Genomic DNA, 24,893 nt, shown 5'->3' with positions numbered 1-24,893 from the left:
GAGTTCGGTGACAATGATTTATCTCATCAATGATATCATAACCGGGGCTTTGATCGGCCTGCTCTACGCATTGGTGGCCATGGGGTTCGTCGTGATCTACCGAGCCAGCAAGGTATTCAATTTCGCGCAAGGCGAGCTTGTCATCATCGGCGGGTTCATCGTCTGGTTCACGACCATGCAAATGGGGCTCAGCCTGTGGCTGTCGATACCGCTGTCTTTGGTTCTGGCAGGTCTTGTAGGGTATGCAATCGAGCGGATTTTCCTGACAAAGCTAATCGGTGAATCTGTGTTTTCAATGGTCATGGTCACGGTCGGCCTGCTGATCCTGTTGCGAGGGCTTGTGCTGTTGCTGTTCGGCCCTGCCGTTCGCCCTTTTCCGATCATCTTTCCGCTGAAACCCCTGTTCCTGGGCGACATGTTGATCCCGATGAATCTTCTGATTGGCGGCATCATTACCATTATCGCTGCCGTGGGCCTGTCGTGGTTCTTCAATCGAACCCGGTCCGGCTTGCGAATGACTGCGGTGGCGGAGGATCATCTTGTCGCATCCTCGATGGGGATTTCAGTGAAAGAGTCGATCGCCTTTGCCTGGATTGTGGGGGCGATCCTGTCCACGATCGGCGCGATGATCTTTCTCAGCGGCAAGTCGCTGACCTTCCTTGCCTCGGATATCGGGTTTGCCGCGCTGCCGGTGGCATTGTTTGCCGGTTTGGAGTCTATCGGCGGGCTGATCCTTGCTGGGGTGATCATCGGCATCGCCCAAAGCCTGACTACCAACTACCTTGATCCGCTGATCGGCGGCTCTATGGGCAGTGTCGTGCCTTACATCATCATGCTCGCCATTCTGCTGATCCGGCCCACTGGCTTGTTCGGCTGGCGCACAATCGAGCGGGTGTAAACCATGGATCCGTCCGGCATTTTCCCGACAAGCTATCGCGCCGACAGACGCGTTGTCCGCACCCGCTGGCAACTTCTGGCCCTTGCCTTGTTCGCCGTTCTCATGCTGTTGGCACCCTATCTGTTCAGCGGGCGCATTATCGCCGTGCTGAACATGATGTTGATCAGCGCCGTCATTGCCGTCGGGCTTCAGATTTGCACCGGTTATGCTGGCCAGATCAATCTCGGCCAGGCGGCATTCATGGGCGTCGGTGCATATACCGCCTCGATACTAGCCTCGAAGACCGGCCTGACGTTCCTTCTTACGATTCCCTTGGCAGGGTTCTCGGCTGCGGCGTTCGGCTTTCTCTTCGGACTGACGGCGGCGCGGATCAAAGGGTTCTATCTGGCTCTGACAACAATCGCGGCCCAGTTCATCTTTCACTTTGCGATCCTGAACCTCCCATCGACCTGGATGGGTGGGTCAAACGGCATCACGGTTCCACCTGCGGAACTTTTCGGAGTGCGTTTTGTCGGTGAAACAGCGCAATTCTACATGAATTTCGTGGTTGCCTCGATCATGGTCGCCGGTGCCTTCGGAATTGTGCGATCACGCTTTGGCCGGGCGTTCGTGGCCGTCAGGGACGATGACGTAGCAGCCGGCATTATGGGCATCAACGTTGCAGCCACCAAGGCGAATGCCTTTCTGATCGGCGCGTTCTATGCCGGTGTGGGGGGCGCACTTTGGGCCTATATGATCCGCTTTGTCGGCGTGGATCAATTCACCCTCTTTCACTCGATCTTCTTCGTCGCAATGATCATCGTGGGCGGAATGGGGTCGATCGTAGGAGCTTTGATCGGTGTCTTCGTCATCCGTATCATCCAGGAAATCATAGCGACCGTCGGCCCCAACATCGCCGAATCGGTATCCTTTCTGGGCGGCGACATAGTGTTCGCAGGCATGAATGTCATTCTCGGCGGCGTAATCGCTTTGTTCATGATTCTTGAACCCAAGGGACTGATGCACCGCTGGAATATCCTGAAATCATCTTACCGTATCTGGCCGTTTCCCTATTGACCAATAGCGCGGCTTTAAACCTGGGAGGAATAACAATGACGGACAAGACAAGACTTGGGCTCCGCGGCCTACTTGCGGCAGGTGCCATAACAGTCACGGCAGCCATGCCAATCAAGGCATATGCGGAAACGACATACAATTTGGCTCTGCTATCGGACTTTTCGGGACCGTATGCCGATATCATGCCGATTCTGGCGGCAAGCCGGGAAACCGTGTTCGACTGGTGGAACGAAACCAGCGGCCAGGAACTCGGCGTCACTCTGAATTACAAAAACTACGAAACCCGCTATGACGCTGCACAGGTCGCAAGCCTGTGGCCGGGGATCAAATCTGAGCTGGATCCGATTGCGGTTGTCGGCCTCGGTGGGCCGGATGTTGCCGCCCTGTCTGAACGCCTGCCAGAAGATAAGATTCCGATGTTCATGGCGACAGCCGCATACGGATATGCTTGGCAGTCCGATGCCTGGATCTTCAACCCGCGTCCGACTTATTCGCACGAGAGCGCAGGTTTTCTAAATTGGATGCGCGAAAAGCGGGGCGGAGACGAACCGCTCAAAGTTGCGATTCTGGCCTCCGAAGCATCGCCAGCCTATGTCGATATGGCTAAGGGCCTCGAACTCTATGCCGAAGAGCATCCGCAGGAAATCGACTTGGTTGAAGTCATCTATACTGAAGTCCAACCGACCGACCTGACAGCACAGATGCGCCGCGTGGTTCGGGCCGGGGCCGAAGCTCTCGTCATCCAGACAAACACCTCTATTGTGGTTGCCGCAAAACGGGGGTTGCAAGCAAACGGAGCCAATATCCCAATCATGATGAGCTCGCATAACGGGTTGCCCGCCTCCGGCGCTGCGCTTGGGGGACTCGAGCAACTCGAAGGTGACTACGAAGCCTACGGCATGGCAGTTGCCGCCGACGAGGACACTCCTGCGCGGCAATTCTATGAAACACTGGTTGCGGATTATGGCCTTGAGGCGCCGTGGAACGTCGTCACCGCGATGGGCATTTCCCAGGGTCTGTACACAGTGGCCGTGATCCAGCACGCGATCGAGGAAAATGGCGCCGATGGTGTGACCGGTGAGAAGGTGCGCGAGGCGCTCTTTGCGCAGCCGATCACAACCGAGGAAACACATGGGTTTCTGCCGACCTTGACCTTCACCCCCGACGCGCCCTTCCCTCTGCAGGGTCTCAAAGTGAATGTCGGCACCGTGAAGGACGGCAAGATCGCAATCGATGCCACCGGTGTCGATGTTCCCGACCTTCAGAAGTGGTGAACGCAACCGGGTGCCGCGCTAGCGGCACCCGTCCTAATCCTTAGCTTCGAGCGCAAAAATATGCTGGAACTCAACAACGTAGAAGTGACCTATTCCGACGTCATCCTGGCGCTCAAGGGCGTGTCGATGTCGGTCCAAGAAGGTCAATGTGTTGCACTGCTTGGCGGCAACGGCGCGGGAAAAAGCACCACACTCAAAGCCATTTCCGGAACCCTGAAATCTGAAGACGGGACGGTTTCGGCAGGTTCAATCATTCTGAACGGCACCGCGATCCAGAACATGGAAACGTCGAACGTCGTCAAGAACGGCCTGATACACGTGATGGAAGGCCGACGCGTGTTGCGACACCTCACCTGCGAGCAGAACCTGATCGTTGGTGGGCACATGGTGCCCAACTCAGCCGAGTTAAAACGCCGTCTGGATCACGTCTATACCCTGATGCCACGCTTGACCGCTCTGCGTAGCCGCACCGCCGGCTTTATGTCCGGTGGTGAACAGCAACTGCTGCTGATCGGCCGGGCCATGATGGCGAAACCAAAAATCATTGCTATCGACGAACCGTCTCTGGGGCTCGCTCCGATGATGATCCGGGATGTCTACGAGGTGCTCAAGCAACTAAAATCGGAAGGAACGACCTTCTTCCTGGTCGAACAAAACAGCGCCGCGGCACTGTCGATCGCGGACTATGCCTATGTGATGGAGAACGGGCGGATCGTGATGGACGGTCCGGCGGACAAGCTCGCCGACAACGAAGACATCAAGGAATTCTATCTCGGCGTCACCGCCTCTGGTGAACGCAAGAGCTATCGCGAGATCAAACACTATCGACGCCGCAAGAGGTGGCTGGGATAAAAAGGAAAGATCATGAGTGAACTGCTCGACATCAAGGGCCGGACCGCATTTGTATCCGGGGCCGGACAAGGCGTGGGCCGTCAAGTCGCACTGTATCTGGCCCAACACGGTGCGGGCGCTGTTGTGGTCAACGATTTTCACGCAGAGCGCGCCGAAAGTGTTGCCGCTGAAGTAGAAGCGGCAGGTGCAAAGGCGCTGCCGCTCGCTTTTGACGTGTCCGATTTCGAAGCGGTCGACACGGCCTTTGCCAAGGCACATGAAACCTTCGGCAGCGTCGATATTCTAGTCAACAACGCCGGGAACGCGGGGCCGACTTCGCGGCTTGACGATTTGGTACCCTTCTGGGAATCGGACCCTTCGGAATGGCGCCGTTGGATGGCCACCAATTTCGATGGCGTTCTAAACTGTACCCGCCATGCGATGCCGCTAATGGTCAAGGGCAGATATGGACGCATCGTCACGGTCATCTCTGACGCGGGCCGCGTGGGAGAGCCGCATCTGGCCGTTTACTCCGGTGCCAAGGCCGGGGCGGCGGGATTCATGCGCGCCATTGCAAAGGCCGGTGGCCGCTTTGGAATCACCGCGAATTGCGTCGCCTTGGGCGGCACAAGAACCCCGGCAGTCGCCGATCTAATCCCCGACGCTGAAGCCGAAAAACGGGCGCTTTCGCAATATGTGATCCGTCGTCTGGGCGAGCCGGAGGACCCTGCCGGGATGATCCTGTTTCTGTGCTCGGATGCGGCCAGTTGGATCACCGGCCAGACCTATCCTGTGAATGGCGGGTATTCCTTTGCCTGCTAAAGCCAAATGCAGAGGGCAACCGTCAATCGGAGCCCCCCGCAAAGATGCTTTCATTGTCGGCGCCAATTTCCGGCGGCAGACCCGAAATCTCGGAATCAAAATCGTCAAACTTCAGCGGCTGGACCAAGAAAGTTTCTGTCTTTCCGCCTTCTTGGGTCATGGTTCGCAGCAACTGACGCGCGCGCACATGCGGGTCATCAAGCGTTTCAACCAACGAATTGAGCGGTCCCCAGGGCACGCCGGCCTCGTCGAAAAGAGCGCCCCAATCGGCGCGTGTCTTGCTGACCAGCACCGCCGCGATCTCTTCGCGCAGAGTGTCCTTTTGCGCCACACGGTCGCGGCCTTTCAATCCGGCACGCTCCGGCTTGCCGATCACTTCGCAGAACGGTTTCCAGAACCAGTCCTCATGCGCAATGGACAGCGTCATCAACTTGCCGTCTTTGCAGGTAAACACGCCATAGGCCGGTTCGGCGATGAATTCGCCAAGCGGCGTGCCATTGGCCGCCGGAACGAGGAAGGCGGTGAGCATGGAAACGACTGCGTCCGACATCGAGACATCCACGTAACGACCCTGCCCTGTGCGCTGGCTGGAGATAACTGCCGACAGGATCGCGATGGCCGCAAACAAAGCCGCGCCAATATCCGCCAGAGGGACGGTGGGCAGCGGTCCGGGGAGACCCGTCTCCGCCTGATCTGCCAGCAGACCACCAACACCTTCGTAGCTCAGATCGTGCCCTGCCCTGTCCCGATATGGCCCGTCCTGCCCATAGCCCGAAATCGACACATAAACGAGGCTCGAATTTATCTTTCGGATGTCTTCGAACCCGGCACCGAGCGCCGCAAGCTTTCCGGGGCGAAACCCTTCAACAATGACATCGGCAGTTTGCGCAAGCGTACGAAACTGTGCAAGACCATCGGCAGATTTCAGGTCGAGCGCCACGCTGCGCTTGCCACGGTTCAGCGCCCTGAACAGCGGCGGAAACTGCCGGGCCGGATCGCCGATACCCGGTCGTTCGATCATGATCACCTCGGCCCCCATGTCGGACAACAGCATTGTCGCATAAGGACCGGGGAATTGCTCGGCGAGGCTAAGGATTTTCAGGCCGGCCAGGGGTGCAGTGCTCATATCACTCTCCAACTATCATTTCGTCCGCGTGCGGGTCCGCAACATAGCAGCGCAATCCGCCGCGAAAGGCAAGTCAAAATAAATAATTATCTATGTTCTTCAGGAGGTTAACATGACTGAAGCGCCCCAAACCCTATCCGTCGAACGTGTGGCCAGAACCGAATGGATCACCTTCCAGCGGACCGACCAGATGAATGCCATGTCAACGCAGATGCTGCGCGAAATGACTGCCGCTCTGGAAACGGCAATTGCCGACGATGCGGTTCGCGCCATCGTCTTGACCGGCACGGGCCGGGCCTTCTGCGCCGGTGCAGATCTGAAGGAAGTCGCGGGTGCCAGACATGAACCCGGTGAGCCGGATCTTCTCGATCTGGTCGAACACGCCTTCGGGCTGATGCGCAACGGCCCGAAACCCGTCATCGCTGCCGTGAACGGACTGGCAATGGCGGGCGGTCTGGAAATGGTAATGGCCTGTGATCTCGTCTTTGCCGCCGAAAGCGCAAAGTTGGGTGATGCCCACTCGAATTTCGGCGTCTTTCCGGGCGCGGGGGGTGCGGCAATCCTGCCAAAACGGATCGGATTGAACCGCGCGAAATACCTGTTGTTCTCGGGCGATAATGTTTCGGCCAGGGACATGATGGACTGGGGATTGGTCAACACTGTCGTCCCAGATGCGCAGTTACGAGAGGCCGTGCAGGTCTTCACCGACCGGCTGGCTGACAAGAGCCCCGCCGTGCTGCGCCGAATGAAAGCGGTCGCGAACAGGTCGCTGAATGTCGACGAAACCGCCGCGCTTGCCGAAGAGATGCTGAACCTGCGCGCGCACATGCGCTCATGGGACATGCGCGAAGGGCTGACGGCATTCGGTGAGAAACGCAAACCGCAGTTTCGCGGTTACTAAAATCAGGAGGACAAACGATGCAGGACATATATGTTGTGGGCGTCGGGATGACGCCATTCGGGAAATTCAGGGACAAATCCATCAAGGACATGACGGGCGACGCTGTCGCAGCCGCACTTTCGGACGCTGCTCTCGCGGCTGATCGTATCGACGGTGCGTTCTTCTCGAACGCCGTGCAGGGCCATATGGAAGGCCAGCACATGATCCGGGGCGAGATCGCGTTGCGCGAGATGGGCATTCAGGGCATTCCAGTGGTCAATGTCGAAAACGCCTGCGCCAGCGCCTCGACAGGGTTCAAGCTGGCAGTGGATTTCCTCAGGGCAGGCAATGGCGATTGTTGCTTGGCCGTGGGCGCCGAGAAGATGTATTCCGACGATCGCACGCTGATGTTTTCGGCCTTCGACAGCGGCTGGGATGTGAGCAACGGCGAGGAAGTCGCGCAGCGTCTGGCTGATCTGGGCGCAGGGGTCGCGGAACCGGAAGGATCGAAATCGACCAAACCATATAGCGTTTTCATGGATGTCTATGCAGGCTTCGCGCGGCTCCACATGAAGACCTTCGGCACCACGCAGGAACAGTTCGCCGCCGTCTCCGCCAAGAACCACGCGCATTCAGCGCATAATCCGCTCGCACAATATCGCGACGCAATGACGATCGAACAGGTTCTTCATGCGCCGCCTATCACCTATCCGCTGACCCTGCCGATGTGTGCGCCGATTTCCGATGGCGCAGCGGCGGCCGTTCTATGCACCCGCGAAGGGCTTAAACGGCTTGGGCTAGACCCCGCACGCGCGATCAAAGTCAAGGCCGCGATCCTGCGCTCCGGCACCGACCGTCCGCCGGAAGATTACGAAAATCACCTGACCCGCCTTGCCGCGCTTCAAGCCTATGAACAGGCCGGGCTTGGCCCAGAAGATATGTCAGTCGCCGAAGTGCATGACGCCACCGCTGTCGGTGAGGTTATCCAAATCGAAAACCTTGGATTTGTCGAATTCGGCGAGGGCGGCCCGGCCAGCTTGCGCGGCGACACCAAAATCGGCGGACGGATTCCCGTGAACCCTTCCGGCGGGCTGGAATCCAAGGGGCACCCCGTCGGGGCCACCGGTATTGGCCAGATTTTCGAGTTGGTCACACAATTACGCGGCGAGGCAGGCGCGCGCCAGGTTGAAGGCGCGCAAAACGCGATTGCCGAAAACGGCGGAGGCCTGCACGGCGTCGAAGAAGCCGCAGCCTGCGTCACCATTCTGGGTCGCTGAAACAAGGAAAAGAACAATGGAAAATGTGATGGCTGCCGCTCAGGCAATCTATACAGACGAGCAACGCATGTTGCTGGAAAACTTCCGCAAGATGGCCGAAGCGGAGTTCACGCCTTTGGCCGAGAAATACGAAAACCTTGGCCACCCGCCCGATGCAGAAACGCTGAAATCCCTGTTCGCCAAGGTTGAGGAATTCGGGCTTATCAGCGGCCTGATCCCCGAAGAGGATGGCGGTGCCGGGATCGACCGCATGACCTATGGCATCCTTTACGAGGAACTGGCCCGGATCTGGGCCGATCTGGCGATTGCAGTACTGATCCAGAGTCATGCAGTGTTCGCGCTCAACCTTCTTGGAAATGCGGCTCAGAAAGAGGCTTACCTCAAGCCGCTCCTGCGGAGCCAACGGATTTGCGCTACCTGCATTTCTGAACCGGAGGTCGGCTCGAATGTGCGGGAGGTCAAAACCCGTGCAGAACGTGAGGGAAACAAGATTTTCGTCACTGGCCAGAAGCTTTGGATTTCCAATGGTGCCCAATCGGATTTTGCCATCGTTGTCTGCAATCTGGACGACGGGATTTCCATGGTCATCGTCGACCGGGACACCGGCAGATATGAAAGCCGCGAATTGCGCAAGATGGGGCTTGTCGGAGCATCGACCTGTGAATTGTTTTTTGACCGGGCCGAAACCACAGCCGAGCATGTTCTCGGTAATGCAGGCGGGGGCCTGTTCCAGACTTTGAAGCTGTTTGAAAGCGCGCGAGTGTTTGTCGGCCTGACGAGCATTGGCATTGCCCAAGCAGCGTTGGAATGTGCTGTAAAATATGCAAAGGATCGCACACAACACGGCAAGCCGATCGGAGGGCATCAGTTGATCCAGGGCTATCTGGCCGACATGGTCACGCATCTCGATGCCGCGCGATTGTTGTGCCAACGCGGACTGCAACTTTTGGATCTGGGCGTGCGCTGCGACACCCAGACATCAATGGCGAAGTGGTATGCGACGGAAATGGCTGTCGAAATCGCCGGTAAGGCCGTGCAGATCCACGGTGGCAACGGTATCACCAAGGAGTTTCCCGTCGAACGCCACTTCCGCAACGCCAAGGTCATGCCAATCCCCGACGGCACCACCGAAATCCAGAAGCTGGTTATCGGGCGCAACCTGACCGGGCTGAACGCGTTTTAACGCGTTCAGCGAAGGAAGGCACACGCGGATGCATCTACCGCCGCTGCCCGACGGCAGACGGGAACACGGCACAACCGCGCCCAGAACGCGCCGTCTGAAAGGACCACCTGATGGAATCAATGATCCATGACATGGCCGAGCGGTTGTTTCGCGACAATATCGGTCATGGCCTGCGCGAGAGCGCCGCTGCCGGAAACTGCCCCCGGGCGCTCTGGACGCGAATCGAGGAGGCCGGGTTGCATATGGCGCTGGTGCCTGAAGAGGCTGGCGGTTTCGGTGTGCCCGCCGCCGAAGCGCTGGGGCTGGTGCGCATCGCTGGGGCGCATGGCCTGCCGCTGCCACTGGCTGAGACTCTGATCGCGAACGCGGTGCTGGCGCGTGCGGGTCTGGAACTGCCAGGCGGCAGACTGACCATCGCCGAAGGCGCCTCGCTGCAGTTGGAGCGGCGCGGTGCTGCGATTCATGCGATTGGACAGCTGAAAGTGGTGCCTTTTGCCCGTTGGGTCGACCGGATCGTGACCATAGCCGCGCTAAACGGCACCGATCATGTTCTATCTTTGCCAGTCAAGGATCTGACAGTGATCCCGGCGCAGGATCTCGCCGGGATGCCACGCGACGATGCCGAGGTCGACCTTGTGCTGACCGCAGCTGACGCCGCTCCTCTGCCAATGTCGCTGGGCGGCATGCGCGGGCTAGGCGCGCTCATCCGCAGTCTGGCCACCGCCGGGGCTATGGAGACCATTCTTTCGATGACTGTCGAATATGCCAACGACAGGGTCCAGTTCGGACGACCGATTGCCAAGTTTCAGACGATACAACACTACCTTGCTTCTATGGCCGGAGAAACCGCCGCATCGCGTGCCGCCGCTGAAATGGCGGCCGACAGTTATGATACTCCAGCCTTCGCCCTGACCGTTGCCGCCGCCAAGAGCCGTTCCGGTGAAGCTGCGGAAACGGTAGGTGCGCTGGCTCATCAGGTTCACGGAGCCATTGGCTACACTCAGGAACATGCACTGCACCATTTCACCAAACGGATCTGGAGTTGGCGCGACGAGTTCGGCACCGAGTTGGATTGGACAAGGGAGTTGGGGCGGGCCGCCTTGTCGAGCCCCCACGAAACCTTCTGGCATTTCATCACTGACAGCAGTGCACAAGGCACCCCAGCATGACCCTTACCGCATTTCCCCCACCCGCGCCTGACACCGATTACGACATCCTCAGACAAGAAGTCCGGGCCTTTCTGGCCGTAGAGTTGGCCGATTTCCCACCCGACATGCGCGCGAAATCATGGAACGGATTCAGCCGTGACTTTTCGCGCAAGCTGGCGCAGCGCGGCTGGGTCGGCATGACTTTTCCCAGGGAATACGGCGGGCATGCGCGCAGCGCACTGGAACGTTATGTCGTGTCAGAAGAACTTTTGGCCGCCGGCGCGCCGGTGATCTCGCATTGGATCGCCGATCGTCAGAGTGGCCCGCTTATTCTGGCAAAAGGAACCGAAGAACAGAAACGCGCTATCGTACCGCGCATCGCTGCGGGCGAATTGTGTTTCTGCATAGGGATGAGCGAGCCCGATTCCGGCTCGGACCTTGCTGCAACGCGCACAGTCGCCACCGAGGTCGAGGGCGGTTTCCGCGTCAACGGCACCAAGGTCTGGACGACCTATGCGCATGTGGCCGACTACATGATCCTGTTCTGCCGAACCGACAAAAGCGACGACCGCCACGGCGGTATGAGCCAGTTCCTCATTGATCTCAAAGCCACCGAAAACATCCAGATCAGCCCGATCATCGACATGGCCGGCGAACATCATTTCAACCAGGTCATCTTCGACGATACTTTTCTGCCAGCCGACGCGCTTCTAGGCGAAAAGGGCGAGGGCTGGTCGCAGGTCATGAGTGAACTGGCCTTCGAACGCAGCGGACCGGAACGATTCCTGTCGTCCTTCACCCTTATCGAGGAACTGATCCGATTGCTGGGCAAAGACGCAACCGAAGCGCAACAGGCCGAGATCGGTCGCCTTTCCGCGCATCTGATGGTGCTGCGGCAAATGTCACGCTCGGTCGCTAGGATGCTGAACGAGGGCAAGAACCCCGCACTTCAAGCCGCCATAGTCAAGGATTTGGGCGCGTTGTTTGAACAGGACGTCCCTCGTCTGGCCCGCAGCCTCGTGTCCCGACCGGCCGTGCCCGGAGGACGCGACAGCTATGCTGCGGTGTTAGCCTATACTGAACTCGCAGTACCGTCTTTCTCGCTTCGGGGAGGCACCCGCGAGATTCTACGCGGCATCATCGCACGCGGACTAGGGCTGAGGTGACGGGGAATTCGGCCAGCCGGATCGACCCAGCATAACTCAGGACTGCTCCAGCCTCGACGTTAGCCTAGCGCCAGCGAAAGTTCTTCGGCGCTCTATTTAACCACTGTCACGTAGAGTTTCTGATTCTGGGCCAAGCGTTCCGCGAGCGCACCGATGACTAGAGCCTCAGGATAGGGCAGCAGGTTGCCCCACTGCCCTTCGCTGTTGCAACTGCCAATTTCGGGTGCTTCAGAGAGTCTCAGTTGTCTTTCTGATTGACGATCAAGTCCGCATTCTCTGGCAAATCAGAGACGACTGTCACCGCGTCAGCACGAATTCTCGAATGCAATTTAAAAGCCTCGGCGCAGGTTGCCTCGGCCTTGGCCGTGTCGGCGCCTTCCTCCAGAACAAGAGAAACGCGGATCATGTCGCGATCGTTTTCCCGCGTCACCACAGCCTGCGCGGCCTTTGCCCCCGGCGTGGCGATGACGACCTCCTCGATCACGCGCGGATAGACGAAAATCTCGCGGACCTTGACCGCCGCCCCGACCCGGCCCTGCAACGCGGAAATGCGGCTGACGCTGCCATCCCCGTTGCTTTCTAGCGCGAATGCACTGTCGCCGGTACCGAACCGGATCATCGGCCAGGTGGCGTCGCGGGCGGTCACGACAACTTCGCCCGGCTCACCCTGCGACACTTGCGCGCCGCTGACCGGATCGCAGATCTGCACCACGCGGTCAGGGTGAACCACGTAGCCTTCGCCACCATCTTCGTAGGCGACAAGGCCCAAATCGGCGGTGGCATAGGCGGCCCAGGTTGATACGCCATAATCAGCCTCGATTCGGCGGCGCTTGGCCATCCAATCGCCCATCTCGCCCCCGAGGAAGGCGGTCTTTACCTTCCACGCATCTCGGCCATAGGTTTCGATGACCTTGTCTGCGAGTGTCAGGAAAAAGGCGGTCGAGGCGCAGATCGAAGTCACGCCGGTTTCGACGATGATCTGTGCCTGAAGCTCGGTATTGCCGACGCCACCGGGGATCACTGTCGCGCCCGCAGCCTGCGCCGCTTCGTCAAACAACAGACCCGCAGGAACCAGGTGATACATCCAGGTATTCAGGATGATGTCTCCACTGCCCACCCCTGCGGCCTTGAACAACAAATCCAGACCATGCCCGCCACCGCCTGGAAGCGAAGGTTCGAATATGGGGCCGGGAGAGACATAAATACGCCCGACATCCTTCAGATCGGAGGCAAGAAACCCACCAAAGGGCGGATTGTTGCGCTGGATCCTCAGGAGTTCTTCTTTTTTCATTACCGGCAGACGAGACAAGTCCGCCAACGATGACACAGCCGCCGGATCGAATCCGGCAGCTGCAAATCGTGACTTCAGACCGGGTGCCATTTCGGCCGCGGCGGCGTAGGCTTGAGCGATGTCACGGTAGATGTCATCGGACATGTTCATGGCTCCTTGTCCGTTTAGGGTTTAAAGCGGGCAGTCCTTGCGGAAGTTCGGCGCGCGCTTTTCGCGGTGCGACAGCACCCCTTCCTTGACGTCCTCGCTCATGAAGCCAAGCATTTCCAGTGCGGTTGAGGCATCGAAAATCGGTCCGGCCTGACGAAGCCAGTTGTTCAGCGAATACTTGGTCCAGCGGATCGCACTTTGTGAGCCGTTGGCCAGTTCGACGGCCGTGTCCAATGCAATCTGCTGCAACTCGTCATCCTCGACGCACATGGACACAAGGCCAATGCGCTCGGCCTCTTCGCCCGAAACCGGTTTGCAGGTCATCAGATAGTATTTCGCCTTGGCCATCGAGGTCAGCAGCGGCCAGATGATCGCCGCGACATCGCCAGCAGCAACACCCAAGCGCGGATGACCATCGACAATCTTGGCCTTCTTTCCGGCAATCGAGATGTCGGCGAGAATGGCAACAACAAGCCCGGCACCGGCCGCAGGCCCGTTAATTGCGGAAATGATCGGCTTGTTGCAGTTGATGATGTTGTAGACGAGATCCTTGGCTTCTTTCCACGTCTTCATAATCTCATGTGAATTGCCGATCATGTTCTCGATCAGGCTGAAGTCGCCGCCGGCCGAAAACGCTTTTCCTGCGCCAGTCACTATGACAGCGTTGATATCTTGGTCGCGGTCGATGTCGATCCACATATCCGTCATCTGGGTATGCGTTTCGGCATCTACGGAATTGAAGGATTCCGGTCGGTCGAACGTAATGCGCAGAACGCGATCCGCCGGATAGTCGAATTTCAACTTGTTGTATTTTGCATAACGATCAGACATGTTTCTGTTCCTTTACTTATGTTGTTGTTGATCTAGCCAGGCAATCCGAGGACGGCCTTGGAGAGAATATTGCGCTGAATCTCGTTCGATCCGCCGTATATCGTGGTGGGACGGGCCTTGTAGAAACTCGAGAGGACGTCCACACTGATATTGCCGACTTGTAGCGGACCGATCGATCCGCCGTCGGGGCCTGCCGCCTCGATCATCAGTTCCGTGATGCGCTGAAAGCACTCGGTCACCCAGATCTTGAGCATCGAGACATCGGCGCCCAGCGTTTCGCCACGCTTGAGCTGATCAGCGAAACGCGAGTAGAGCGCGGCATGATCCTCGACGTCGAGCGCGGCTTGGGTGAAGCGGTCGCGGAACACCGGATCGTCAAACGCGCCACGCCCACGGGCAAAGATTTCAAGCTGTCCCAGAGCGTTCTGGGCCAGACTTGGAGAGCCAATGAAAATGCGTTCGAAGCTCAACAGCGCCTTGGCCATCGTCCAGCCCTTGTTTAACTCGCCGACAAGGTTTTCCTTCGGCGTGCGAGCGTTGTCGAAGAATACTTCGCAAAACTCCTTCTCGCCCGACAGGGTTGTGATCGTGCGAACCTCGACACCGGGCTGATCCATTGGAACAAGAAGAAAACTGATCCCCTGTTGTTTTTTGGGAGCATTCGGATCAGTGCGCACCAGCATGAAGATATGCGTGGCATCATGCGCCATCGTGGTCCAGATCTTCTGTCCGTTGATGACAAACTCGTCGCCGTCAATCTCAGCGCGCGTGCGCAGATTGGCCAGATCGGAACCGGCGCCTGGTTCCGAGTAGCCCTGACACCAAATGTCTTCACAACTCAGAATACGCGGCAACCAATAGTCTTTTTGTGCCTGGGTGCCGAACTTGATGATCAGTGGGCCGACCATCTGCACGCCCATGTCACGGCCACGATTGACGCCCCAACGTTGCTGCTCTTCATAAAAAATCAATAGCTTGGCCGCGTTCAGCCCCATGCCACCATATTCCGCAGGCCAGGCCGGCGCGACCCAGCCCCTAGCATGCAGCCTACGATGCCATTGCTCTATCTCGGCGAATTTCGGGCGGTGGGGCAAATGGCGCAGCTCGTCGGGGTATTCAGTCTTGAAGAACTGACTAACCTCGTTGCGGAATTCTGCATCTGTCATTGTCTTCCAGTCGGTCATTGGGCAGATCCCTCTTCTTCGCGTGCCTCGAACCAAAGCCGCCGGTGATAAGCGTCGTCGCCCAACCAGGCCGACAGGACCAGAGCTCGATTCAGGTAAAGCGCGATATCAAACTCATCCGTGTACCCGACCGCGCCATGCAGCTGGATGGCATCGCGGGTGATTTTCTTCGCCGCTGTGACCGCCCGTGCCTTAGCTCGGCTGGCCAATCGGGCGCGAATCTTCGAATCCGTTTCACCGTCCATCTGCGCCAGAACTTCACGAACACCTGCCTGCGCTACCTCGCACACCACGTTGAGATCAACCGCACGGTGTTGAATGACTTGGAATGATCCGATCGGCTTATCGAACTGCTCTCGGGTTTTAATGTAGTCAAGCGTGATCTCGAATGCGCGCTGGCTCAGCCCGACAAGCTCCGCCGCCGCAAGCGCCGTAGCGTCAGCGACAGCTTGTGCCAGCGCATCCGTAACCACGTTGCCGCTGGCCAGTTTCGCGGCAGGGGTTCCAGAAAAGGAAAGCTCGCCCAAGGCGCTGCCATCGGCTTGCGCTCGCTTGTTGATGACCAACCCGTCAGCGTTTGGCTCGACCAACACCAGAACCTGTCCTTCGTCTTCCTGAGCCACAACAAGGAACCCGCGCGAACCGGCCGCGCCGACCACCCAAGCCTTGCGGCCGGTCAGCTTTCCATCTGCGTACCGGCATGTCGCATCGGCGGGCGCTCCGCCCGGGCCGCGCTCCTGCCAAGCAACCGCCAATACGATTTCACCGCTGATGAGTTGCAGCACCTTCGGATGTTCCGGGCAAAGACGGCTCAGAAGGCCGAGACTCAGGCCAGTCGTCAACACGACCGGCTCTGGGGCTATCACGCGACCGACCTCTTCGGCGATGATCCCCCCGGCGGCCAGACCCATGCCGAGACCACCGCTGTCTTCGGGTACTGCTACGCCAAAAACGCCAGCCTCGGCCAATTCTCGTACCATTTCGGGGTCAAAGTCGCCTCCTGCATCACGCAGTGTTCTGGCTCTTTTACTTCCTCCTGCACGTGCAAAAAGTGTGCGCACACTCTCGCGCAGCAGGCGAAGATCTTCTTGTTCGCTGGACGTCATATCAGTCGATGTCATTTTGTTTCCGCTGGATCATCACGGGGGTGTCGGTTGAAAAAACGACCTCGCCCTTTGGGTTTTTGGCATGAAGCGTGTAGTGCAAAACACCTCTGTCGGGCTTGCTTTTAGAAGGCGTGACCGAGTTGATGGTCATTTCAATATCAAGCGCCTCATTCGGGCGCACAGGCCGCAACCAGCGCAAATTGTCGAAGCCCATGCCACCAATATTGGCGACATCGACCATCAGCTCCGTCATGATTGGCCTAAACACCTCAAGCATTGTCTGAAAGCCCGAGGCGATCAGGCTACCGTGAATGGTTTTCGCATAGGCTTCGTCGGTGTGAAGCCGCTGCGGATCCCATTCCGCGGCAAACGCCTTTATCGTTTCAGTGCTCATCGGCGCGCTGCGAAAGTGAAAAACTTGGCCCGGCGCGAAATCATCCAGATACCTCAAGTGGCATCCTCCTTTGCAAAACCGGAATCGTATCCGTTTGCATCCTTTGAAATCCGGATCAGGTTGAACTCTTCCAGCTTCGGATAGGTTTCCCTAAAGGCTTTTAGAAACTCGTCAATCGGCGCGTCGAAATAAAGACCTCGATCATTCACATATTCCATGTGCCGGTGGTTCTGTTCGTCGAACTCGTGAAAGAGCGCGTCGTGATAGCCGTCGAACACCAGGGGTTTGACCCCGAATCGTTCACACAGTTCCATATTGAATGCAGGGGTGACCTTATAGGCCTCATTCCCCAACCACAGCTGAACATAGCCGTGAAAGATAAAGAGATCGGTCCCCATCAACTCCTGCAGCTTGGGGGTATTCAGGTGGTTGCGCACATCCGCGAACCCCAAAGCCGCAGGGATGCCCACTGCACGCAGGCAGGCCGCCAGCAGAATTGCCTTGGGAACGCAAAATGCCGCTTCTGCTCCGGCTATCCGGCTGGCACGGTAAGAGTCCGCATCCAGCGCGAAACAATAAGGATCATAGCGAATATCGTCGCGAACCGCTTCGAACAGGCGGATTGCCTTGTCTCGATTGGTTGCGTCCACGGGAAGATCACGCAAAGCCGATGTCACGAAGCCCTGCACTTCCAAGCTATCACTTTCCACAAAGTGCGATGGCATAACATAACGCTCGGCTTCAGCCGGCAGGTCATCGTCGGACTTGTCCATTGGCTCCTCCCTTTTTCTAACAATTGTTAGATTACCGATTTAGAACCTGCCCGTCAACGAGATTTACTCTGTCTTCGGCACGTCCACGCCATAACGCGCATTGTCCTCGCCCAAAGCGGCTGCATATCCGACCGAACTTCCCGAAGACCGGAACTCCGGCGCAATTGGCAGCGGCAAAGCAGGAGCGTCCCGACCGGAGATTTTTACGGTCCGCCCAAACACGTCACGCGCTTTGAAATGCGGGTCAAGCGATGCCTCCACGGGCGTTTTCACGACCGAACAACAGCAATCGGCCTCCGCCAGCAAAGGCTCCCAATGGGTCGAGGGTTGCTGTCCCAAAAGACTCGCAACTTCCGCAGCACAGGGATTTGGATCAGACCAGTCATCCCGAAGCGCCGCGGGCAAACCAATGACATCACAAAACGACTGCCAGAACTTTTCTTCCAACGCGCCCACGGCGATCTGACGCCCGTCCGCAGCCGTATAAAGTCGATACCGTGCCAGACCGCCAGTCAGGCGACTGCCGCCGCTTTTAATGTTCTGCCCGGCGATCACACCTTCGGCATGGGCCCAATAGGCAAAGGCGAACGCGCCCTCAGACATTGCGATATCCAGATGCGTCCCCTGCCCGCTTGTCTGCCGCGCAATCAGGGCCAGCAGGATATTCATCACCGCCGGATAGGTTCCGCCGCCGATGTCGGCAACCAGTCCGAACGGAGTTGTTGGCTGGTCATCTGGCCCGCGACTCAGCGACAGGACACCGGCATCACCGACGTAGTTGAGGTCGTGGCCAGCTGCGCTGGCCTTTGGTCCGGTCTGGCCGTAGCCTGTGATCGAACAGTAGATGAGACCGGGATTGATCTCGCGCACAGCATCATAACCAAGCCCAAGCCGGCCCATCACTCCGGGACGGAACTGCTCTACCAGAACATCAGCCTTCTCGATCAAGGGGCGCAGACGTTCTACTGCTCCCCTTGACTTGAGATCAATGGCAACCGACCGCTTACCGTGGTTCAACAAAGCAAACCCGATGCTCTCTCCGTCGATCTTGGGCTCAGTTTGGCGCGCATCCTCCCCGAATCCGGGTCGTTCGAACTTGATAACCTCGGCCCCGGCCTCGGCAAGCATGAGCGTCGCCATCGGGCCGGGAAGAAGGGTGCTGAAATCCAACACCAGGATATCCTTAAGCGGTTGCGCCATTGTCAATTCTTCATACGAAACGCGCCGCGCCGTTGTTCAGCACCACCACGTCGCGTGCCGGAATCGACGCGCGGAATCGGGCCTCTCCGCCCTCTTCCCAGATTTCAAACCGCACGGTTTCGCCGGGGTAGACCGGTGCCGAGAACCGAACATCCAGACCGACAAGCCGGGCCGCATCATAGTCGAGCAACGTCTTGAGGATCGCCCGGGCCGCCAACCCGTAGGTCGCCAGACCATGCAAGATCGGGCGATCAAACCCGACAGAACGGGCCACATCCGGGTCAGCATGAAGCGGATTGAAGTCACCGCTGAGACGATAAATGAGAGCCTGGCGCGGCAAGGTTGTGATTTCACAGACGTGATCGGGGGCACGATCAGGCAGCGTTGCAGGTGCGGGGCCAGCCTGATTTTCACCTCCAAAGCCCCCATCGCCACGACAGAAGGCCGACATCGCTACGCGCGCCAGCTTTTCACCACTGTCCGCGTCGATAATATCGCGGCTTTGGTAAATGATGGCTCCCTTGCCCTCGCCCTTGTCGGCGATGAAGTCGATCTTGCTGCGGCCAACAATCCGGCCATGCGTCGGCAGCGGCTTGTAGATGTCCAGCCACTGTTCCCCGTGCAACACTTTCTGCCAGTTTACGCCGGTCTTGGGATTGCGCAGCCAGAAGCCAGGATACCCCAAAGTGACCGCCATTGAGGGAACTGCCTTGAGCCCGTCTTCATAAACATAGGCCAGTTCCTTTTGGTCGGTCGGATCCTCTCCGAATCCAAGACCGAGTGCATACAGAATGGTATCCCGCTCGGTCAGCGTCTGTTCGATTTCCTCAAAGTCCCAGTTTGACAGTGCATCGATATCCAATGGCATTGACTTTCCTCCCTTGATTGCCGTCAGAGTGTATTTTGCGATCCAAGTATTGCCGTGACCTGACTGGACAGCACACCGCCGTTGCCATGCGCCAGCGCCAGATCGATATCCTTCAATTGAATACCTGGCGCGTCGCCACGGATCTGACGCGCAGCCTCGATCACCGTGAAGATACCATACATCCCGGGGTGCACGCAGGACAGGCCTCCGCCATTCGTGTTCACCGGCAGGACGCCGCCAGGCGCGATGCGCCCGCCTTCGACGAAGGCCCCGCCCTCGCCTTTGGCACAGAACCCCAGATCTTCAAGAAACAGGATGGTATTGATGGTGAAGGCATCATAAAGCTCGACCGCCTGGATATCCGACGGGCTCACTCCGGCCGCAGCGAACGAGCGCGCGCCCGAGTCGCGCGCGGCGGTGACGGTAAAATCTTTCATCTGCGAAATCTGCCGGTGCGAACTTGCCGCAGCACTGCCCAGTACATAAACCGGCGCCTTTGGAAAATCCCGCGCGCGGTCCGCGCGGACCATCACGATCGCACCGCCGCCGTCGGTGACAAGACAACAGTCGCGCACAGTCAGTGGATCGCCCACCATGCGCGCGCCCAACACGTCCTCGCGGGTCAGCGGGCCGCGCTCGAAAGCTTCGGGATTGTGCCGCGCCCAGGCTCGCGCAGCGACCGCAACATCCGCCAGTTGTTCGCGGGTAGTGCCGTATTCGTGCATGTGCCGCGCCGCCGCCATCGCGTAAGCGGAGATCGGATAGCGCGGATTATATGGTGCTTCATAGGCTGGTGGGCGCGAGGCCGTCACCAGCTTTCCAGACGCGGTGCGCTGGTTTGAGCCGTAGACGATCAGCGCGACGTCACACAGACCGGCATCCAGCGCCATGGTCGCGGATGTCAGATAATTCACAAAGGACGACCCGCCCGACATGGTGCCGTCGATGAAGCGGGGCTGAATGCCTAGGTATTCAGCCGCCATCAGCGCTGGCATACTGTCTTCCATCATGGTGCAGAACAGCCCGTCCACATCCGTCATTTTCAGCCCGGCATCACCAAGCGCCGCAAGAGCGGACTGCGCCATGACATCATACGATGTCAGGCCGTAGGCCTCGCCGAAACCAGCGTGCCCGGTTCCCACAATGGCTGATTTTCCCCGAAGTTGAGCGGTCATGGATTATCCCTCCGACGGCTTGAAGAGCACGACCGGAACACCCTCGGCCTCACCCACGAAAGCGGTTACGGCCATGTCGATGGCAACTTCACCTGGTGCAATCCCTTCGACCCGGCTCATCATCCGAACGCCCTCATCCAACTCGACCATGCACACGTTGTAGTCGCCACCGTGTTCGGGCTTACGGCGCACGACGGTTGTGGTGTAAACCCGTCCCTTGCCGCTGCTCTGCCTCCACGAAATCGCAGCACCATAACAATGTGGACACAGGACTCGCGGGAAAAAGTGATAGGCCCCGCAGTCTTCACACATGGGCAGCGAGATCTCTCCATTTGCCAGCGCGTGTTGGAAAAACTGGTCTGGTCCTTTGGCGTCTTGCACCGGCGTTCTCCTTCAAGTGATCCAGTCTTTGTTTATGCGTATTGCTAATATTTCTAACAATTGTTAGATTTAGTCAACCTCTTAGGATCAATTATGAGAAACTCATGTCAGGTTCAGACTTAGCTCCCCTTTCCGGCAAACTGGTCATTGCGCTCGAACAAGCCGTCGCCGCGCCTTTTTGCTCCTCACGGTTGGCCGATGCCGGCGCGCGTGTCATTAAAATCGAACGCAAGGGTTCGGGCGATTTCGCCCGCGCCTACGATACCGCCGCCAACGGTGAAAGCGCCTATTTCACATGGCTGAACAGAGGGAAAGAATCGATCGCGCTGGACATTAAAGCCGACGAGGACCGGGATATCCTGCTCAAGATGCTGGAAAATGCAGATGTGTTTATTCAGAACCTGCTGCCTGGCGCGCTAACCAAGCTCGGACTCGATTCCGCCAGTCTTCGGGAACGGTTCCCGCGTCTGGTGACCTGCGACATCACCGGCTACGGTGAAGACGGCCCGATGCGCAACGCCAAGGCCTATGACCTTCTGGTGCAATGCGAGAGCGGCCTTGCGTCGGTGACCGGCACGGAGGACGGGCCGGGGCGGGTTGGCGTGTCGGTTTGCGATATCGCCACAGGTATGACAGCCCATGCCGGAATTTGCGAAGCTCTGGTGGGGCGTGATCGCACCGGCCAGGGCAGCGGCGTTTCAGTGGCAATGTTTGATGTTATGGCCGACTGGATGGCGGTGCCGCTGCTCTATCACGATTACCTCGGTAAGCCGACACCCCGTGTCGGACTAAACCACACGGTCATCTGCCCCTACGGGGCCTATGAGTGCAAGGACGGTCAGCTTGTCGTCTTTACCGTGCAGCACAGCGGTGAATGGCAACTGTTCTGTGAACACATACTGGGCGATGCGGCTTTGGCAACCGACCCACGATTTCATGACAACACGGCGCGAATTGAAAACAAGCCCGCGCTCGAAGTGCTCATCAAGGCAGTGTTCACCTCACTTGACCGCGCCGAGATGCTGAAACGGCTTGACGCTGCGGGTATTGCCTCGGGAGCGGTGAACGACGTGGCAACCCTGTCCGATCACCCCCAGCTTGACCGGTCCGTGATTGGCACGCCCTCCGGTGAAATCAACGTCCCCACGCCCCCGATCCGGCGCAGCGTCGGCGAAACGACACTGCGCCCCTGCCCGGCCTTCGATGCGCAAGGCAAAGCCCTTCGCGCCGAGTTCGGCCCTCGTTCTTAAAAAAGGAAGGGCAACTAAATGACCGCTGATAAAAAACCGGCGATCCTTCATGGCGTGAAGATCATTGATCTGACTTCTGTGGTTTTTGGTCCTTTGGCGACGCAGATGTTGGGCGATCTGGGGGCCGATGTGATCAAGGTGGAAAGCCCAGAGGGTGATCTGCTTCGCCAGGTCCAGCCATCGCGCAACAAACTGATGGGTGCCGCTTTTCTGGGTGCCAACCGAAACAAGCGCAGCGTCGTACTCGACCTGAAAACGCAAACCGGTCGCGGTCAGTTGCGCAAGCTACTGGCCGATGCAGATGTGATGATTTCAAGCATCCGGCCTGCGGCGCTCGCCAGATTGTCTCTCGATCCTGAAACTCTACGGCAAAAAAACCCGAACCTGATCACGGTATCTGCTACCGGATTCGGGCAGGACGGACCTTACGCCGCCAAGCCCGCATTTGACGACTCTATCCAGTCGGTTTCGGGGTTGGCCAGCCTGGCAACATTGCGTGACCCCAAGTCTCCGCCCGCTTATGTCCCGACGATTCTCGCCGATAAACTTGGCGGTGTAACCGCAGCATTTGCCATCACAGCTGCGCTTTTCCACCGCGAGCGCACGGGGGAAGCTCAGCATGTCGAGGTGCCGATGTTTGAAACGATGGCATCTTTTCTGATGGTCGAGCATCTCGACGGCGCCACTTTTGAAGAGACCCCGAAGGATTTCGGCTATGCCCGCATGTTGGTTCCGCACAGACGCCCAGTTCAGACTGCAGATGGCTATATCACGATTCTGCCCTACACCAACGTGCAGTGGGCACGATTCTTCCAGACGGTCGGACGCGATGACATGGCTGGCCATGTCTGGGTCACCGACATGGACACCCGCAGCCGCGACATAGACGCGGTATACGATCTGGTGGCGCAGATTGCGCTGACCAAGACCACAAAGGAATGGCTTGACCTTATGCAACAGGCCGACATCCCGGCCATGCCGGTACAAAAGCTGTCAGATTTGCCCAACGATCCGCATCTTGCCGCGACAGGTTTTTTTCAACAGATTGATCACCCAACCGAAGGTGCGATCTGGACGACACGCCCGCCGGTTCGCTTCTCGGCGACCCCGGCCCGACATGACCATCGGCCAGCCCCGCGACTTGGGGAACACACCCACGAAATCCTGGGGCCGGGTGAGGAATAGCCCCACCCGGCACCGGACGGATCAAACGTCCATCGAACGTGCGATCAGTTCCTTCATGATTTCGTTGGTGCCGCCATAGATCATCTGGACACGGCTGTCGGCATAGAGGCGCGCGATCGGGTATTCCATCATGAAACCATACCCGCCGTGCAGTTGCAGGCACTCGTGCATGACCTCGTTCTGCGTCTGGCTGCCCCACCATTTCGCCATCGAAGCCGTAGCCGCATCCAGTTCTCCTGCTTCAAGCCGGACGAGCCCGTCATTGACGAAGGAACGTAGCAATTCCGCCTTGGTTTTGCATTCTGCCAGTTTGAAGCGTGTGTTCTGGAAGTCTATGATCCGGCTTCCAAATGCCTTGCGATCCTGAACATATTTCACAGTTTCAGTGATCGCAAAGTCAATAAAACCTAGCGCGGTAATGCCGATCATCAGCCGCTCCCAAGGCAACTGTTTCATCAACTGGTAGAACCCCTGCCCCTCTTCCGGACCAAGCAAGTTCGCCGTAGGCACACGCACATCCTCGAAAAACAACTCGGCCGTATCCGAACCTTTCATGCCCAGTTTCTTGAGGTTCCGTCCCCGGCGAAAGCCCTCGGCGCCTTCGGTTTCCAGAACGATCAACGAAACGCCCTTGGCGCCGGCATTGCGGTCGGTCTTTGCCACGATCACAACCAGATCCGCCGTGTGCCCGTTGGTAATGAAGATCTTCGATCCGTTGATCTTGTAGTGGTTGCCATCCTTTTCGGCATAAGTCTGGACGTTCTGAAGGTCAGAACCTGTTCCCGGTTCGGTCATCGCGATCGCTGCAACACTGTCTCCGCTGACCAGTTTCGGCAACCACTTTTTCTTCTGTTCCTCGCTGCCATAGGCGTTGAGATAATGGATTACGATGGACTGGATGCCATAGCCCCAACCCGTATCACCAGTGCGCCCCTGCTCGTAAACAGTGATCGCATCGAACCCGATTCCGCCCCCGAACCCGCCATATTCTTCAGCAATCGAGCCACCCATGACACCCTGCTGACCGACCGTTCTCCAGAAGTCGCGATCGACGATGCCCTGTTCCGCCCATTTTTCAATGTTCGGAGCCATTTCGGCGTCGAAAAGCTTACGTGTACTATCGGCGAACATCTTGTGTTCATCCGCTGCCCAACTAGGCGAGTTCTTGATCAGAGACATATTATATTCCTATCGATTCAAACTTGCATTGAGCAGAATCTAACATGTGTTATTTTTCTTGACAACGAACCGAGGCCGATGTGACGAGGCGTCACAAGGCTTCCGACCGCGCGCATTCGGGATTGTCCGATCCGCTCGCCTCCCATTCGGCTCGCAAAAAAACCCGCCGGAGCTCCGGCGGGCCTTTGATATGGTTAAGCTGGTTGGGCCGTGAGCCCTTACAGCTTCTCGATCAGTTCCGGCACGGCCGTGAAGAGGTCCGCGA

The 24,893-nt window shown here is 58.1% G+C and carries 24 protein-coding genes; 12 read left to right on the top strand and 12 right to left on the bottom strand.

Annotated elements, in window-relative coordinates; all coding sequences use genetic code 11:
• Window positions 1-13 precede the first annotated feature (13 nt).
• Genes K7H22_RS16560 through K7H22_RS16540 form a run of 5 tightly spaced genes read left to right on the top strand, consistent with a single transcriptional unit; the run spans window position 14 to window position 4,881 of the window.
• Entirely contained in the window at window positions 14-898 is an 885-nt protein-coding gene (locus K7H22_RS16560; RefSeq protein ID WP_230801997.1) for a branched-chain amino acid ABC transporter permease, read from the top strand.
• A gap of 3 nt (window positions 899-901) precedes the next feature.
• Window positions 902-1,954, top strand: a complete 1,053-nt coding sequence (locus K7H22_RS16555; protein ID WP_230801996.1) for a branched-chain amino acid ABC transporter permease — start codon at window positions 902-904, stop codon at window positions 1,952-1,954.
• A gap of 35 nt (window positions 1,955-1,989) precedes the next feature.
• Complete coding sequence (locus tag K7H22_RS16550) at window positions 1,990-3,228, top strand: ABC transporter substrate-binding protein (RefSeq protein ID WP_230801995.1); 1,239 nt, start codon at window positions 1,990-1,992, stop codon at window positions 3,226-3,228.
• 60 nt (window positions 3,229-3,288) lie between these two features.
• A complete protein-coding gene (locus tag K7H22_RS16545) occupies window positions 3,289-4,080 on the top strand; it encodes an ABC transporter ATP-binding protein (RefSeq protein WP_230801994.1) in 792 nt (263 codons plus the stop codon).
• A gap of 12 nt (window positions 4,081-4,092) precedes the next feature.
• On the top strand, window positions 4,093-4,881 hold the full coding sequence (locus tag K7H22_RS16540) for an SDR family NAD(P)-dependent oxidoreductase (RefSeq protein WP_230801993.1): 789 nt from the start codon (window positions 4,093-4,095) through the stop codon (window positions 4,879-4,881).
• Between the two features lie 22 nt (window positions 4,882-4,903).
• Here the strand turns inward: K7H22_RS16540 and K7H22_RS16535 are convergent, their stop codons facing one another.
• On the bottom strand, window positions 4,904-6,007 hold the full coding sequence (locus tag K7H22_RS16535) for a CaiB/BaiF CoA transferase family protein (protein WP_230801992.1): 1,104 nt from the start codon (window positions 6,005-6,007) through the stop codon (window positions 4,904-4,906).
• Between the two features lie 112 nt (window positions 6,008-6,119).
• Between K7H22_RS16535 and K7H22_RS16530 the strand changes: the two genes are divergently transcribed.
• From K7H22_RS16530 to K7H22_RS16510, 5 genes are all read left to right on the top strand, one after another.
• A complete protein-coding gene (locus tag K7H22_RS16530; RefSeq protein ID WP_230801991.1) occupies window positions 6,120-6,908 on the top strand; it encodes an enoyl-CoA hydratase/isomerase family protein in 789 nt (262 codons plus the stop codon).
• A gap of 17 nt (window positions 6,909-6,925) precedes the next feature.
• The gene (locus K7H22_RS16525; protein ID WP_230801990.1) at window positions 6,926-8,164 is read left to right on the top strand and encodes a thiolase family protein; all 1,239 of its coding nucleotides are present in this window, start codon (window positions 6,926-6,928) and stop codon (window positions 8,162-8,164) included.
• Window positions 8,165-8,180: 16 nt separating this feature from the next.
• Window positions 8,181-9,347 (top strand): acyl-CoA dehydrogenase family protein, encoded by a 1,167-nt coding sequence (locus K7H22_RS16520; protein ID WP_230801989.1) that lies wholly within the window; start codon window positions 8,181-8,183, stop codon window positions 9,345-9,347.
• A 110-nt stretch (window positions 9,348-9,457) separates the two neighbouring features.
• Window positions 9,458-10,516 (top strand): acyl-CoA dehydrogenase family protein, encoded by a 1,059-nt coding sequence (locus tag K7H22_RS16515; protein ID WP_230801988.1) that lies wholly within the window; start codon window positions 9,458-9,460, stop codon window positions 10,514-10,516.
• Window positions 10,513-11,661, top strand: a complete 1,149-nt coding sequence (locus tag K7H22_RS16510; RefSeq protein WP_230801987.1) for an acyl-CoA dehydrogenase family protein — start codon at window positions 10,513-10,515, stop codon at window positions 11,659-11,661. Before K7H22_RS16515 ends, K7H22_RS16510 begins: the two co-directional genes overlap by 4 nt.
• A 238-nt stretch (window positions 11,662-11,899) precedes the next feature.
• Here the strand turns inward: K7H22_RS16510 and K7H22_RS16505 are convergent, their stop codons facing one another.
• From K7H22_RS16505 to K7H22_RS16460, 10 genes are all read right to left on the bottom strand, one after another.
• Window positions 11,900-13,096, bottom strand: a complete 1,197-nt coding sequence (locus tag K7H22_RS16505) for a phenylacetate--CoA ligase family protein (protein WP_230801986.1) — start codon at window positions 13,094-13,096, stop codon at window positions 11,900-11,902.
• A 27-nt stretch (window positions 13,097-13,123) separates the two neighbouring features.
• Window positions 13,124-13,933 (bottom strand): enoyl-CoA hydratase/isomerase family protein, encoded by an 810-nt coding sequence (locus tag K7H22_RS16500; RefSeq protein ID WP_230801985.1) that lies wholly within the window; start codon window positions 13,931-13,933, stop codon window positions 13,124-13,126.
• Between the two features lie 32 nt (window positions 13,934-13,965).
• Window positions 13,966-15,117, bottom strand: a complete 1,152-nt coding sequence (locus tag K7H22_RS16495) for an acyl-CoA dehydrogenase family protein (RefSeq protein ID WP_230801984.1) — start codon at window positions 15,115-15,117, stop codon at window positions 13,966-13,968.
• Complete coding sequence (locus K7H22_RS16490) at window positions 15,114-16,238, bottom strand: acyl-CoA dehydrogenase family protein (protein ID WP_230801983.1); 1,125 nt, start codon at window positions 16,236-16,238, stop codon at window positions 15,114-15,116. Before K7H22_RS16490 ends, K7H22_RS16495 begins: the two co-directional genes overlap by 4 nt.
• Window positions 16,225-16,674 (bottom strand): MaoC family dehydratase, encoded by a 450-nt coding sequence (locus tag K7H22_RS16485; RefSeq protein WP_230801982.1) that lies wholly within the window; start codon window positions 16,672-16,674, stop codon window positions 16,225-16,227. Before K7H22_RS16485 ends, K7H22_RS16490 begins: the two co-directional genes overlap by 14 nt.
• Entirely contained in the window at window positions 16,671-17,390 is a 720-nt protein-coding gene (locus K7H22_RS16480; RefSeq protein ID WP_230801981.1) for a transglutaminase-like domain-containing protein, read from the bottom strand. The genes K7H22_RS16485 and K7H22_RS16480 overlap by 4 nt, the downstream gene beginning before the upstream one ends.
• A gap of 63 nt (window positions 17,391-17,453) precedes the next feature.
• Window positions 17,454-18,590 (bottom strand): CaiB/BaiF CoA transferase family protein, encoded by a 1,137-nt coding sequence (locus K7H22_RS16475; protein ID WP_230801980.1) that lies wholly within the window; start codon window positions 18,588-18,590, stop codon window positions 17,454-17,456.
• A gap of 10 nt (window positions 18,591-18,600) precedes the next feature.
• Entirely contained in the window at window positions 18,601-19,458 is an 858-nt protein-coding gene (locus tag K7H22_RS16470; protein WP_230801979.1) for a MaoC/PaaZ C-terminal domain-containing protein, read from the bottom strand.
• A gap of 23 nt (window positions 19,459-19,481) precedes the next feature.
• Complete coding sequence (locus tag K7H22_RS16465; protein ID WP_230801978.1) at window positions 19,482-20,633, bottom strand: acetyl-CoA acetyltransferase; 1,152 nt, start codon at window positions 20,631-20,633, stop codon at window positions 19,482-19,484.
• A 3-nt stretch (window positions 20,634-20,636) separates the two neighbouring features.
• Window positions 20,637-21,014: a Zn-ribbon domain-containing OB-fold protein gene (locus K7H22_RS16460; protein ID WP_230801977.1), complete on the bottom strand. Its 378-nt coding sequence runs from the start codon at window positions 21,012-21,014 to the stop codon at window positions 20,637-20,639.
• A 104-nt stretch (window positions 21,015-21,118) separates the two neighbouring features.
• On the opposite strand from K7H22_RS16460, the gene K7H22_RS16455 reads away from it, so the two are divergent.
• Together K7H22_RS16455 and K7H22_RS16450 are read left to right on the top strand one after the other, a co-directional pair.
• Window positions 21,119-22,264: a CaiB/BaiF CoA transferase family protein gene (locus K7H22_RS16455; protein WP_230801976.1), complete on the top strand. Its 1,146-nt coding sequence runs from the start codon at window positions 21,119-21,121 to the stop codon at window positions 22,262-22,264.
• Window positions 22,265-22,282: 18 nt separating this feature from the next.
• Window positions 22,283-23,449, top strand: a complete 1,167-nt coding sequence (locus K7H22_RS16450) for a CaiB/BaiF CoA transferase family protein (RefSeq protein WP_230801975.1) — start codon at window positions 22,283-22,285, stop codon at window positions 23,447-23,449.
• 21 nt (window positions 23,450-23,470) lie between these two features.
• On the opposite strand, the gene K7H22_RS16445 is transcribed toward K7H22_RS16450, so the two are convergent.
• Entirely contained in the window at window positions 23,471-24,628 is a 1,158-nt protein-coding gene (locus K7H22_RS16445) for an acyl-CoA dehydrogenase family protein (protein ID WP_230801974.1), read from the bottom strand.
• Window positions 24,629-24,893: the final 265 nt, after the last annotated feature.

Source organism: Seohaeicola saemankumensis (genome assembly GCF_021021435.1).
Classification (GTDB): Bacteria; Pseudomonadota; Alphaproteobacteria; order Rhodobacterales; family Rhodobacteraceae; genus Seohaeicola.
The sequence above is the reverse complement of the archived record's forward strand: the minus strand, read 5'-3'. Positions and strand labels throughout refer to the sequence as shown.

Bases quoted from the DNA above. Each gene is read 5' to 3' on its own strand.
- K7H22_RS16505 (WP_230801986.1), bottom strand. From the start codon at position 13,096: ATGTCCGATGACATCTACCGTGACATCGCTCAAGCCTACGCCGCCGCG.
- K7H22_RS16445 (WP_230801974.1), bottom strand. From the start codon at position 24,628: ATGTCTCTGATCAAGAACTCGCCTAGTTGGGCAGCGGATGAACACAAG.
- K7H22_RS16520 (WP_230801989.1), top strand. From the start codon at position 8,181: ATGGAAAATGTGATGGCTGCCGCTCAGGCAATCTATACAGACGAGCAA.
- K7H22_RS16510 (WP_230801987.1), top strand. From the start codon at position 10,513: ATGACCCTTACCGCATTTCCCCCACCCGCGCCTGACACCGATTACGAC.
- K7H22_RS16475 (WP_230801980.1), bottom strand. From the start codon at position 18,590: ATGGCGCAACCGCTTAAGGATATCCTGGTGTTGGATTTCAGCACCCTT.
- K7H22_RS16480 (WP_230801981.1), bottom strand. From the start codon at position 17,390: ATGGACAAGTCCGACGATGACCTGCCGGCTGAAGCCGAGCGTTATGTT.
- K7H22_RS16470 (WP_230801979.1), bottom strand. From the start codon at position 19,458: ATGCCATTGGATATCGATGCACTGTCAAACTGGGACTTTGAGGAAATC.
- K7H22_RS16530 (WP_230801991.1), top strand. From the start codon at position 6,120: ATGACTGAAGCGCCCCAAACCCTATCCGTCGAACGTGTGGCCAGAACC.
- K7H22_RS16515 (WP_230801988.1), top strand. From the start codon at position 9,458: ATGGAATCAATGATCCATGACATGGCCGAGCGGTTGTTTCGCGACAAT.
- K7H22_RS16455 (WP_230801976.1), top strand. From the start codon at position 21,119: ATGTCAGGTTCAGACTTAGCTCCCCTTTCCGGCAAACTGGTCATTGCG.
- K7H22_RS16525 (WP_230801990.1), top strand. From the start codon at position 6,926: ATGCAGGACATATATGTTGTGGGCGTCGGGATGACGCCATTCGGGAAA.
- K7H22_RS16560 (WP_230801997.1), top strand. From the start codon at position 14: ATGATTTATCTCATCAATGATATCATAACCGGGGCTTTGATCGGCCTG.
- K7H22_RS16450 (WP_230801975.1), top strand. From the start codon at position 22,283: ATGACCGCTGATAAAAAACCGGCGATCCTTCATGGCGTGAAGATCATT.
- K7H22_RS16465 (WP_230801978.1), bottom strand. From the start codon at position 20,633: ATGACCGCTCAACTTCGGGGAAAATCAGCCATTGTGGGAACCGGGCAC.
- K7H22_RS16490 (WP_230801983.1), bottom strand. From the start codon at position 16,238: ATGACATCGACTGATATGACGTCCAGCGAACAAGAAGATCTTCGCCTG.
- K7H22_RS16495 (WP_230801984.1), bottom strand. From the start codon at position 15,117: ATGACCGACTGGAAGACAATGACAGATGCAGAATTCCGCAACGAGGTT.
- K7H22_RS16500 (WP_230801985.1), bottom strand. From the start codon at position 13,933: ATGTCTGATCGTTATGCAAAATACAACAAGTTGAAATTCGACTATCCG.
- K7H22_RS16545 (WP_230801994.1), top strand. From the start codon at position 3,289: ATGCTGGAACTCAACAACGTAGAAGTGACCTATTCCGACGTCATCCTG.
- K7H22_RS16535 (WP_230801992.1), bottom strand. From the start codon at position 6,007: ATGAGCACTGCACCCCTGGCCGGCCTGAAAATCCTTAGCCTCGCCGAG.
- K7H22_RS16540 (WP_230801993.1), top strand. From the start codon at position 4,093: ATGAGTGAACTGCTCGACATCAAGGGCCGGACCGCATTTGTATCCGGG.
- K7H22_RS16550 (WP_230801995.1), top strand. From the start codon at position 1,990: ATGACGGACAAGACAAGACTTGGGCTCCGCGGCCTACTTGCGGCAGGT.
- K7H22_RS16555 (WP_230801996.1), top strand. From the start codon at position 902: ATGGATCCGTCCGGCATTTTCCCGACAAGCTATCGCGCCGACAGACGC.